The following is a 12,688-nucleotide window of genomic DNA, read 5'->3' on the forward strand; positions in this document are numbered from 1 at the left end:
TCGGGACGCTTATGTTCATTGATTCTTAGCTACTAGTGGTTTGCTTTGCTTTTCGGGTAAAGCTAGTCTATTCATCTTCTCTCATCGATGAGGGGAGAAGAGTAGACTTTTTTATTACATATAGGAAAGAGGGATGACATGGTTCAGGTTGGTGTTATAATGGGAAGTATTTCAGATTGGGAGACAATGCAGCATACATGCTCTATACTTGGTGAGTTACAAATTTCGTATGAAAAAGAGATTATTTCCGCACATCGCACGCCGGATAAAATGTTCACCTATGCAAAAGCTGCTCGAGACCGTGGTTTGAAAGTAATCATTGCCGGTGCAGGAGGGGCTGCACATCTACCTGGAATGGTGGCGTCCCAAACAACATTGCCAGTGATTGGTATCCCGGTTCAAAGCAGGGCATTAGATGGTTTGGATTCGCTACTATCGATTGTACAAATGCCGGGTGGCGTTCCAACTGCAACAGTGGCAATTGGCAAGGCTGGTGCCACAAACGCCGGTATTCTCGCTGCACAAATAATCGGTGCCTTTGATGACGATGTAGCAACAAAACTAGCAACTCATCGTGAAAATCTGCAGGCACACGTTTCGGAAATGAGGGACGACCTTGCCAAAAAATAACAGTCTCATTTTACCAGGACAAACAATTGGAATCATCGGTGGCGGCCAGCTTGGACGTATGATGGCAATTGCAGCAAGGTACATGGGCTATTCTATTGTTGTACTTGACCCAACATGTAATTGTCCAGTGTCTCAAGTAGCAGATAAACAAATTAGCGCAGCCTATGACGACAGACATGCCATAAAGGAACTAACAGACATGAGTGATGTGGTTACTTATGAATTCGAAAATGTGGATGTGACCGCAGCCACTTATATAGAGAAAAAAAGGAAATTGCCGCAGGGAACATACCCGTTAGAAATCACGCAAAATCGAGAAAAGGAAAAACAGCTAATGAGGGATCTGGAGCTGCCAATACCTGATTTTTCTATCGTCACAAATGGCAGGGAAGCTGCAGAGGCGCTAAAGACATTTTCCTTCCCGGCTGTGATTAAAACGTGCAGTGGTGGTTATGATGGGAAAGGACAAATGAAATTACATTCCAAAGCTGACATTCAACAAGCAGTTGATTTTGCGGAAAAACATACACATTGCATCATCGAAGAATGGGTATCCTTTGATACGGAAATTTCGGTTATTTTCACGAGAGATCAATCAGGCGGGATTACCTTTTTCCCCATTGCTGAAAATGATCACAAGGATCACATTTTGTATCAAACGCAAGTTCCGGCACGTATTAGCGAAGAAGCTGGAAATAAGGCATACAAAGCTGCAGAAAAGCTTGCTGAGAAGATGGATGTTGTTGGGACGTTTGCCATTGAAATGTTCGTTCAGGGAGAAGTGATTTTTTTAAACGAAATGGCGCCTCGTCCGCATAATTCCGGACATTATACGATAGAGGCATGTAATGTATCGCAATTCACGCAGCATATCCGGGCAATTTGTGGTCTGCCGTTGACACCGATTAAGCTGCTTGCGCCTGCAGCTATGATAAATATTTTAGGAGAAGATCAAGGTGGCGTGTTAAAAGCATTACCTCAAGTGCAAGATGGATTTGTTCATCTGTATGGAAAGACGGAAGCAAAATCGAAACGGAAAATGGGGCATACAACATTTATAGCGGAAACACAGGAAGAAATACAACGAAAGATTTGCAGATTTGAGGAGGCAAAACGATGATTGACCGTTATACAAGGGAAGAAATGGGAGCTATTTGGACCGATGAAAATAAATTCAAGGCATGGCTGGAAGTGGAGCTTCTTGCATGTGAGGCATGGAGTGAGCTTGACGTTATTCCGGCATCCGATGTCAAAAAACTTCGCGCAAATGCCTCTTTTGATATCAATCGAATCGATGAAATTGAACAGGAAACAAGGCATGACGTCGTAGCATTTACCCGCGCGGTATCGGAAAGTTTAGGAGAAGAACGAAAATGGGTTCATTACGGATTGACCTCCACAGACGTTGTTGATACAGCACTCTCGTATCAATTGAAGCAAGCAAATGACGTTATTCGAAAAGATATAACGACCTTCATTGGCATTTTAAAAAATAGGGCCATTGAGCATCAGCATACGGTTATGATGGGGCGTACACACGGGGTGCATGCAGAACCAACAACATTTGGTTTGAAGCTTGCTCTTTGGTATGAGGAAATGAAACGAAATCAGGAGCGATTTGAATTAGCTGCGAAGAACATCGAATTCGGAAAACTTTCCGGTGCAGTTGGAACCTATGCCAATATCGATCCTTTTGTTGAGCAATATGTATGCGGGCAGCTTGGGTTAACACCAGCTCCTGTTTCCACACAAACCTTGCAGCGGGATCGGCACGCAGATTATTTAGGCGCACTTGCTCTAATCGCGACATCGATTGAAAAATTTGCAACCGAAATTCGCAACTTGCAAAAGACGGAAACGCGAGAAGTAGAAGAATTATTTGCGAAAGGCCAAAAGGGTTCATCAGCCATGCCACATAAGCGCAATCCAATCGGCTCGGAAAATATGAGTGGAATGGCACGCGTCGTTCGTGGTTATATGATGACAGCATATGAAAATGTGTCCCTATGGCATGAACGTGATATCTCGCATTCCTCAGCAGAGCGAGTGATTCTGCCAGATGCTACGATAGCTGTCAATTATATGCTCCATCGTTTTGGAAATATCGTAAAAAACCTTACCGTTTTCCCGGAAAATATGAAACGTAATATGGATAAAACGCATGGTGTGATTTTTTCCCAACGTGTATTGCTTTCCCTTATTGATAAAGGAATGACCCGTGAAGCGGCATATGATATTGTTCAGCCAAAAGCCATGGAAGCATGGGAAACGGCTACCCATTTTAAACAACTCGTAGAAGCCGATGAACAAATCACCACAAGGCTTACACAAGCAGAGATTGATGCCTGCTTTGACTACACATACCATTTGAAAAATGTGGATGGCATCTTTAATCGAATCGGATTAAAGCGAGGTGAGTAATATGAAGGATATGCTTTTGTATGAAGGAAAGGCGAAACAGGTGTACAAGGCAAAAAATAAACCTGGACAGCTGGTTCTATCTTATAAAAACGATGCAACAGCTTTTAATGGTGAGAAGAAAGAAACGTTTCATGGAAAAGGGCGCTTGAATAATGAGATTTCATCGCTCGTTTTCCCGATGCTACATAAACACGGCATTCAGACCCATTTTATGGAAAGACTGAATGAGACAGAACAGCTTGTGTACCAGACAGAAATCATTCCACTTGAGGTCGTTGTGCGGAATTTGGCTACTGGAAGCATCATAAAGCGTCTGGGTATGAAGGAGAAGACTGTCTTCTCTCCGCCTCTGACTGAGTTATTTTACAAAGATGATGACTTAGGAGATCCGTTGATTAACGATGAACACGCGCTAAACTTAAGTGCTGTAACCCTATCTGAACTAAAAGAAATCAAGGCAACTGCACTGGAAATTAACAAGGTTTTGAGCTCATTATTCGAATCTATCAATATAACGCTAGTGGATTTCAAATTGGAATTCGGTCGTATGGCAGATGGTCGTATTGTGCTTGCGGATGAAATTTCCCCGGATACATGCCGGTTATGGGATCGTACGACACAGGAAAAATTAGATAAGGATGTTTTTCGTCAGGGGACAGGTGAGTTGATCGAGGTCTATGGGGAAATACTGCAACGATTACAAAGCGTAACATAAACAATCAAAATCGAGGGGGAGCTGGATTTGATGAAGGATAGAGACGTGCAGCCGGAGCAAATTGAGCGTGAAAACTTATATGCGGATATGGGATTGAGTGATCAGGAATATAGTAGAATTATAGAGGTGTTAAAACGTCTTCCGAATTATACGGAAACCGGTATATTTTCGGTGATGTGGTCAGAGCACTGCAGTTATAAAACATCAAAACCATTATTAAAAAAATTCCCGACAAAAGCCCCTCATGTTATCCAAGGGCCTGGAGAAGGCGCCGGTGTTATTGATATTGGTGATAATCAAGCAGTTGTATTTAAACTGGAGAGTCACAATAGCCCTTCGGCGGTGGAACCATTTGAAGGTGCTGCAACCGGTGTTGGCGGGATTGTTCGTGATGTGTTTTCCATGGGGGCGAAACCAATAGCCGCACTGAATTCCCTGAGATTTGGTAATTTAACGAACGATCGCTCGCGGATGTTACTTTCCGAAGTTGTTCGAGGAATTGCCAGCTATGGGAATGGCATTGATGTTCCTACAGTTGGTGGGGAAATTCAATTTGATGATCGCTATGAAGAGAACCCGCTTGTAAATGCTATGATTGTTGGTCTCGTTGAGCATACAAGTATCCAGAAGGGCGTTGCGGCAGGCGTTGGGAATACGGTGATTTATGCTGGTGGGTCAACGGGAAGAGACGGGATCCATGGAGCCACATTTTCATCTGATGTAATTAATGACGAAGCGGAAAACAGTTCAGCGGTGGCCATCGGTGATCCGGATGTAGGAAAGAAATTAATAGATGCTTGTTTAGAAGTTACGCATTCAGATGCTCTTGTAGGGATGCAGGATATGGGAGCGGCGGGCTTAACTTCTTCGGCGAGTGAAATGGCAAGTAAAGCCGGAACTGGTATCGAATTGAACCTTGATTTGGTCCCACAGCGTGAGGAAGCTATGAATGCTTATGAACTAATGCTTTCCGAATCACAGGAGCGAATGTTACTTGTTGTGAAAAAGGGGCAGGAGCAAGAGGTCCTTGATATTTTTGCTAAACATAATGTGAACGCAACAGCAGTCGGAGAAGTGGTGGAGGAAAAAACGTTCCGTATCAAGCACCATGATGAGGTGGTAGCTAACATTCCCGTTGATGCACTAACAGAAGGGGCACCTAGCTATCATCTGCCGTCAAAAGAAGCTGCCTATTACAAGGAGTTTCAGCAAGCGGCATGTTATATTCCAGAGGTTGAAGATCATGAAGAAATGCTAAAAAAGCTACTTCAACAGCCAACAATTGCGAGCAAAGAATGGGTATACAAGCAATATGATTCAAAAGCACAATCGAACACCATTATTGGGCCTGGATCAGATGCCGCAGTCGTACAGATAGATAACACAGCGAAAGCAATTGCCATGACAACTGATTGTAATTCCCGCTATATCTATTTAGATCCTGAAATGGGCGGTAAAATTGCAGTCGCTGAAGCTGCTCGTAATATCGTATGTTCCGGGGCGAAACCATTGGCATTAACAGATGGATTGAACTATGGTAATCCTACAAATCCCGAGGTTTTTTGGCAAATGGAAAAGAGTATAGATGGGATCAGTGAAGCAGCGCGTCTCCTGGGGACTCCAGTTATTAGCGGGAATGTTTCCATGTACAACCAATCGAAAGAAGAATCAATTTATCCCACTCCGATTATTGGAATGGTAGGTTTGCATGAATCTCTCGATCATATCACATCAAGTCATTTTCAAGCAGCGGATGATATCATCTATCTCATTGGTGATACTTATCCAGAGTTTGGTGGCAGCGAATTACAGAACATTTTAGAAGAAACGTACACTGGAAAAGCGCCAGTTCTTGATTTACAAGTTGAAGTCAAACGTCAAGACCAGCTACTGGCAGCGATTCATCAAGGGACTGTTCAATCTGCACATGATCTGGCAGAAGGAGGATTGGCTGTCGCACTAATGGAAAGTGTATGTAATGGAAAAGGATTAGGTGTAAATATTGAACTGGCCGGGGATGCGACTTCGATCTTATTCAGTGAGTCCCAATCGCGATTTTTAGTAAGTGTTAAAAAGGAAAATAAAACATGTTTTGAAGCACTGATGGATGATGCCGAACAAATTGGTGTCGTTACAGCGGATAACACATGCCATGTAAACATTAACAACAATAACGTCATTCAAGCAGATGTTGATCAACTTAGTAAATGCTGGAAAGAAGCTATTCCGCAATTGTTGAAATCAAAAGTCTAACTAAAAGAGGAATGCGCTATGTTTGGAATTTGGGGTCATGAGCAAGCAGCAGAAATTACGTATTACGGATTACACGCATTGCAGCATCGTGGACAAGAAGGTGCTGGCATCGTTGTAAGTGATGGAGAAACCTTGAAACTTCATCGGGATTTAGGTTTAGTAAATGATGTATTTAAGCGAACAAGTTTTTCTAAAATTTCAGGTCGCGCGGCTATCGGTCATGTCCACTATACCGTACAGGAAGATAAAGGAATAGATAGTGTTCAGCCATTACTATTCCGCTCTCAAACCAGTAGCATGGCCTTGGCGGAAGTGGGAAATATTATGAATGCGCACAAGCTTCGAGGTGAGCTTGAAGATGAAGGGAGTATTCTACAGACGACGTCAGATACAGAATTGCTTGCACACATGATAAAGCGAAATGGAAAAGACGTCACACAAACATCGATTACCGAAGCACTACAGCAATTCACCGGTGCCTATGGCTATGTAATTCTGCAGGAAGATAAAATGCATGTAGCGCTTGATCCACATGGCATTCGACCTTTATCGATCGGCAAGCTGGGTGATGCGATTATCGTTGCCTCAGAAACATGTGCTATTGATCTTGTTGGGGGAACCTTTGAGCGTGAAGTCCTGCCTGGGGAACTGATTACGATTAGTGATCATGGAATGGAATCTACACGATTTACATTAAGAGAGCAACGCCAAATATGTGCGATGGAATATGTTTATTTATCCAGGCCAGATAGTGATTTGAACCATGTGAACGTGCACACGTCACGTAAGAAAATGGGAATCGAATTGGCGAAGGAATCCCCGGTTGAAGCTGATGTAGTTACGGGTGTACCTGATTCCAGTATTTCTGCGGCAATCGGTTATGCGGAACAGAGTGGGTTACCTTATGAAATGGGGATCATTAAAAATCGCTATGTGGGAAGAACCTTCATTCAGCCTTCTCAATCATTGCGGGAGCAAGGTGTAAAATTGAAACTAGCACCAGTCCGCGGAATCGTAGATGGGAAACGGATCGTCATGATAGATGATTCGATTGTTCGCGGTACAACGAGCAGACGAATTGTCCGAATGTTGAAACAATCCGGCGCCAAAGAGGTGCATGTACGGATTGCTTCTCCGGCAATTGAGCATCCGTGCTTCTACGGTATTGATATGTCAACAAAAAAAGAATTAATCGCAGCGAATCATTCCAAGGAGGAAATATGTGACCTCATTGAAGCAGACAGTGTAGCATTTTTATCTACGGAAGGTCTGGAGCAAGCAATTGTGAAAGACAAAACGATCCATCAAGGAATTTGCAATGCATGTATGACAGGAAATTATCCTGTTGGATACGACCAATTAAGGCATTCTCAAAAAATGCCAAAATGAATGGGTTAGGATGTGGGAAAACATGTCAGATGTCTATAAAGATGCTGGAGTAGATGTAGATAAGGGATACGTCGCGGTCGAACGGATGAAAAAGCATATTGGTCAAACAACTCGCCCTGAAGTGTTGGGGGGAATAGGGGATTTTGCTGGGTTATTTGAATTAACATCCTTTTCTTATAAAGAACCAGTGCTCGTGTCCGGGACAGATGGTGTCGGTACCAAGCTGAAAATGGCGTTTGAATTAGAAAAACATGATACGGTAGGCATCGATTTGGTCGCCATGTGTGTTAATGACATTGTTGCACAAGGGGCCAGTCCACTATTTTTTCTGGATTATATTGCTTGTGGGAAAAATGATCCACAAATGCTGGAAACCATTGTCGCAGGAATCTCCGCAGGGTGCGTTACTGCAGGGGCTGCGTTAATTGGTGGAGAAACGGCCGAGATGCCAGGCATGTACAGCGAATGTGAATATGATCTTGCCGGATTTACGGTCGGCATTGCTGAAAAATCGAAGCTGATCACAGGGAAATCGATTCAGGCCGGAGATGTTGTCATTGGTCTTCCATCAAGTGGAATTCATTCGAATGGCTACTCCCTTGTTCGTAAAATTGTAGCGGAGCTTGATTTATCTCAAACTCATGCAGGTTTGTCTGAGACACTTGGTGATGCCTTGCTTACGCCAACGAAAATTTATGCGAAACCGGTATCTGCTGTTCTGGATAAGCATATGATTAAAGGTATTTCTCATATAACTGGTGGAGGGTTTTATGAAAATTTCCCCCGAATGCTCCCTGATGGATTAGGTGTAGCGCTTGATCCAACAAAATGGGAAATACCTGCGATTTTCCCATTTTTACAGGAGGCAGGCGGTATTACGGATAAAGCGATGTATGGGATTTTCAATATGGGGATCGGTATGGCATTGATTGTTGAGGAAAAATATGCGGATCAGATCCTATTGACACTACAGGAAAATGGCGAAAAAGCATCGATTATTGGTAGTGTCGTTGCAAATGAAGGGGTGCATTTTACATCATGCCTAACGTAAAAGCGGCCGTTTTTGCTTCAGGTACCGGGAGTAATTTTCAGGCAATGATAGAGGCAGATCTTGCCTGTGATATCGTGTTGCTTGTCTGTGATAAACCAGGCGCAGCTGTACTTGACAGGGCCGGGCTAAGCGGCGTATCGACTTTTGTTTTTGATCCAAGGGCATTTACATCAAAAGCGGAGTATGAAGCAAAAATCATTGAAAAGCTGTATGAGACCGGTGTGACGTGGATTTTTCTCGCTGGGTATATGCGGATTATCGGCGCAACATTACTAGAGGCATTTGAAGGAAAAATCATTAATATTCATCCGTCCCTACTTCCGGCTTTTCCTGGGAAGGATGCGATTAAGGCTGCGTATAATGCAGGTGTGGGAAAAACAGGTGTATCTGTACATTTTATTGATGAAGGTATGGATACAGGGCCGGTTATAGCGCAAGAATCTGTGAAGATTTTTCCAAATGATACGATACAAACGCTACAAGTACGCTTGCAGCAACTGGAACATCGATTATATCCTCGGGTTATTAATCAGTTAATTTTATCAAAGTGAGGGATTTTCATGCGAAAACGGGCACTTATTAGTGTTTCCAATAAAGAAGATATCATCGATTTTACAAAAGGACTTGTGGAACTGGGTTATGAAATTATATCCACCGGTGGTACATTGCGCACCATTCAAGATGCTGGAATTTCTGCAAGGGCAGTAGAAGAAATTACAGGATTCCCGGAAATGATGGATGGACGTGTGAAAACACTTCATCCATCTGTCCATGGCGGATTACTTGGGAAACGTTCCAGCCGAATACATAGAAAACAGATGGAAGAAAACAAAATTGTCCCGATTGATGTGGTTGTTGTGAATCTATATCCGTTTCAAGAAACCTTACAAAAGACAGGCGTTACACATGAAGAGATGATTGAAAATATCGATATTGGCGGACCAGCGATGCTTCGTTCAAGCGCCAAGAATTACCACGATGTCACCGTGGTTGTCGACCCACAAGATTATGAACAGGTGCTTATGGACTTACGTATGGATCAATTAGATCTTGAAAAACGCAGAAGCTTAGCTGCGAAAGTCTTCCGACACACAGCGAATTATGATGCGCTGATCGCAAACTACCTTACGACAGAAACAGGGGAAGATTTTCCAGAAACCTATACCGTTACATATGAAAAAGCACAGGACTTGCGTTACGGGGAAAACCCACATCAGCAAGCAGCATTTTTTAAAGATCCTGTTTCTACTAGTATGAGCCTTGCTCTCGCTGAGCAGTTGCACGGAAAAGAGCTTTCTTATAATAATATTCAGGACGGGAATGCGGCACTTGAAATTTTATCCGAATATCGTGAACCTGCAACTGTTGCGGTGAAGCATATGAATCCATGTGGAATTGGTGTAGCTGCTGATGTATATCAAGCGTTTCAAAAAGCATATGACGGGGATCCGGTATCTATCTTTGGCGGTATTGTTGCTTGTAATAGAGAAATAGAAGCGGCTACTGCCGAAAAACTAAGTGAAATATTCGTAGAGATTGTGATTGCACCAGGATTTACAAATGAGGCTTTGGCAATGTTAACCCGAAAGAAAAACATCCGTTTGCTGAAGCTTGAAATGAAGACGGACGGGTCAGCATACCATAAACTGACAACAGTAAAAGGTGGTGTGCTGATTCAGCAAAATGACCATGGGGAGATAGCGAAGGAAGCATTAACGGTTATGACAGAACGCAAGCCGTCAGAACAAGAATTGGCCGATCTACAGTTTGCCTGGAAAGCTGTGAAACATGTGAAATCCAACGCTATTGTGTTAGGAAAAGAAAATCAGACTGTTGGCGTTGGGGCTGGGCAGATGAATCGAATCGGGTCAGCTATGATAGCGATAGAGCAAGCTGGTGAAAAAGCGCAAGGCTCCGTGCTAGCTTCAGATGCCTTTTTCCCAATGCCAGACACCGTAGAAGCGGCCGTGCAAGCGGGAGTTACTGCAATCATTCAACCGGGTGGATCCAAGCGTGATCAGGATTCGATCGATGTATGTAATGAGCACGGGGTAGCGATGGTTTATACAGGAATGCGTCATTTCAAACACTAATTGGGAGGTACCTATGAATATATTAGTCGTCGGACGGGGAGGACGCGAACATAGCATTGTCATGAAACTAGCAGAAGATAACATGGTAACCCGTATATATGTCGCTCCGGGAAATGGTGGAATCGCTGAGCAGGCAACCTGTGTTCCTATTGATGAAATGGATGTGGAGGGATTAGTCAATTTTGCAAAGCGTAATGCAATTGACTTGACTATCGTTGGACCGGAAGATCCCTTGAATGCCGGAATAGCAAATCGATTTCAAGAAGAAGGATTAAAGATATTTGCACCAACAAGGGAAGCAGCGCTGTTGGAAGGGAGTAAAAGTTTTGCGAAAGCATTCATGAAAAAATATGAAATACCTACAGCGGATGCTAACACGTTTACGAATGCGGAAGAAGCGAAACAGTATATTGACTCAAAAGGTGCGCCTATTGTTGTGAAGGCAGATGGGCTGGTTGCAGGAAAAGGGGTTATTGTTGCTGAGACAAAAGATCAGGCATACCAGGCAGTGGATGAGATGCTTGTGGCAAAACATTTTGCGGAAGCAGGCACAACGATTGTTATCGAGGAATTTCTAGCGGGAAACGAATTTACGTTGATGGCATTTGTGCATGAAAAGAATGTTTTTCCCATGATACCGGCTCGAGACCATAAGCGAGTCTTTGATAATGATGAGGGACCGAATACTGGTGGAATGGGAGCTTATGCACCGGTAGCAGATGTTTCGAATGAACATTTGATTTTTGCTAAGGAGGAGATTTTACAAAAAGCAGTGGAAGGTTTAATGAAAGAAGGACAGCCGTTTATGGGCATTTTATATGCCGGGTTAATAATGACAGAGGAAGGTCCCAAAGTCATTGAATTTAATACGCGTTTCGGAGATCCGGAAACTCAGGTTGTCTTGCCTTTATTGAAAAATGACCTTGCTCAGGTATTGGTAGATGTAATGGATGGACATAATCCACAGCTTAAATGGGAAGAAGGTTGCTCTGTAGGCGTGGTAGTGGCGTCGGAAGGCTATCCGGATGCCTACCGTAAAGGTGTGCGGATTCCTGAAATTTCCTCGGTCGATGATGCTTTTACGATACATGGTGGAACGAAATCGGAAGGTGGATCACTCGTCTCCAATGGTGGTCGCGTGCTGCTCGTTGGCGCGAAGGATGATTCTTTGGAAAAGGCTGCCGATACTGTATATGAGGCCCTAGCTCTTATTGATGATATGAAGGGATTCTTTTATCGTAGGGATATAGGTAGGAATTAAAAAGGGCCTTTTCCTCCGGTACGTTAGTGCTAAAGAGGTGAGAAATAGACGTCTCTTCTAATCATAATCGCAATCAAAAATGTGAACAAATGCCACATTCGTGGTATTCTATACATAGAAAGATTTTTACGGTATAGAAAATAAAAACCGCTCTATGCTGTTACATGGAACGGTTGCCATGACCGCCCCTCGTCAAAGGGACGGCTCATAGTCCAGAAGTGATCTCCCGAACAGAGCGGCTAACTCAGAGGGGAGGTCACTTTTTTCGGGCATCATCACCGCTACAAGCGCCTCAAATTAGGGAATGACGGGGTCCTTTTTGTAAGAAGGGAGACTTGGAATGAATATCGTAGTAACAGCAGATACGCATATGCCGGACAAAGGAAAACAGTTGCCGTCAAGGCTTATAAAGGAACTAAAAAAGACAGATCTGATTATTCATGCGGGTGATTGGAATTCGATGGAAGTCTATCACATGCTTCGAACTTATGGAGAAGTAAAGGGTGTGTATGGAAATGTTGATAGAGAGGATATCAAGGATCGTTTTCCAGCACAAGAGATACTGGAAGTACATGGACACAAAATAGGCATTGTTCATGGACATGGCGATAAGAAGACAACTGAAAAACGGGTACTGGAGGCATTTGAAGGAGAAGAAGTGGATATCATCATTTTTGGTCACTCTCATATCCCTTTGCTTCGTTATTTTAAGAAGAAGTTATTATTGAACCCTGGCTCTCCCATGGATAAACGAACACACCCATATTATTCTTTTGTCATCCTTACAGTTGGGGAAGAGATTAGGGCAGAGCATGTTTTTTTCAAGGATAAGAATTGATATTGGGGTTCTGGTCGTCATGAAAGATCGTCTACGT

Annotated in this window: 11 protein-coding genes; all 11 read left to right on the top strand. The window is 43.3% G+C overall.

Annotated features, from left to right (window positions below; translation table 11 throughout):
- The first annotated feature begins 138 nt into the window (after positions 1–138).
- Entirely contained in the window at positions 139–630 is a 492-nt protein-coding gene (purE, locus tag KFZ56_RS06150) for a 5-(carboxyamino)imidazole ribonucleotide mutase (RefSeq protein ID WP_222640959.1), read from the top strand.
- Positions 617–1,750, top strand: a complete 1,134-nt coding sequence (gene purK, locus KFZ56_RS06155; RefSeq protein WP_222640960.1) for a 5-(carboxyamino)imidazole ribonucleotide synthase — start codon at positions 617–619, stop codon at positions 1,748–1,750. Before purE ends, purK begins: the two co-directional genes overlap by 14 nt.
- A complete protein-coding gene (gene purB, locus KFZ56_RS06160) occupies positions 1,747–3,051 on the top strand; it encodes an adenylosuccinate lyase (RefSeq protein ID WP_222640962.1) in 1,305 nt (434 codons plus the stop codon). Before purK ends, purB begins: the two co-directional genes overlap by 4 nt.
- Position 3,052: 1 nt before the next feature.
- Positions 3,053–3,766 carry a phosphoribosylaminoimidazolesuccinocarboxamide synthase gene (purC, locus tag KFZ56_RS06165; RefSeq protein WP_222640963.1) on the top strand — a complete coding sequence of 238 codons (714 nt, stop codon included), beginning with the start codon at positions 3,053–3,055 and terminating at the stop codon, positions 3,764–3,766.
- A 30-nt stretch (positions 3,767–3,796) separates the two neighbouring features.
- Complete coding sequence (gene purL / locus KFZ56_RS06170) at positions 3,797–6,019, top strand: phosphoribosylformylglycinamidine synthase subunit PurL (protein ID WP_304956693.1); 2,223 nt, start codon at positions 3,797–3,799, stop codon at positions 6,017–6,019.
- 18 nt (positions 6,020–6,037) lie between these two features.
- Positions 6,038–7,408, top strand: a complete 1,371-nt coding sequence (gene purF, locus KFZ56_RS06175) for an amidophosphoribosyltransferase (RefSeq protein ID WP_222640964.1) — start codon at positions 6,038–6,040, stop codon at positions 7,406–7,408.
- A gap of 22 nt (positions 7,409–7,430) precedes the next feature.
- Positions 7,431–8,459 (top strand): phosphoribosylformylglycinamidine cyclo-ligase, encoded by a 1,029-nt coding sequence (gene purM / locus KFZ56_RS06180; protein ID WP_222640965.1) that lies wholly within the window; start codon positions 7,431–7,433, stop codon positions 8,457–8,459.
- Complete coding sequence (purN, locus tag KFZ56_RS06185) at positions 8,447–9,010, top strand: phosphoribosylglycinamide formyltransferase (RefSeq protein WP_222640966.1); 564 nt, start codon at positions 8,447–8,449, stop codon at positions 9,008–9,010. Before purM ends, purN begins: the two co-directional genes overlap by 13 nt.
- 9 nt (positions 9,011–9,019) lie before the next feature.
- The gene (gene purH, locus KFZ56_RS06190; protein WP_222640967.1) at positions 9,020–10,552 is read left to right on the top strand and encodes a bifunctional phosphoribosylaminoimidazolecarboxamide formyltransferase/IMP cyclohydrolase; all 1,533 of its coding nucleotides are present in this window, start codon (positions 9,020–9,022) and stop codon (positions 10,550–10,552) included.
- Positions 10,553–10,565: 13 nt separating this feature from the next.
- Complete coding sequence (gene purD, locus KFZ56_RS06195; RefSeq protein ID WP_222640968.1) at positions 10,566–11,813, top strand: phosphoribosylamine--glycine ligase; 1,248 nt, start codon at positions 10,566–10,568, stop codon at positions 11,811–11,813.
- Positions 11,814–12,153: 340 nt separating this feature from the next.
- Positions 12,154–12,651, top strand: a complete 498-nt coding sequence (locus KFZ56_RS06200) for a metallophosphoesterase family protein (protein WP_222640969.1) — start codon at positions 12,154–12,156, stop codon at positions 12,649–12,651.
- The last annotated feature ends 37 nt before the right edge of the window (positions 12,652–12,688 follow it).

The sequence above is a fragment of the Virgibacillus sp. NKC19-3 genome (assembly GCF_019837165.1).
GTDB lineage: Bacteria > Bacillota > Bacilli > Bacillales > Amphibacillaceae > Virgibacillus_L > Virgibacillus_L saliphilus.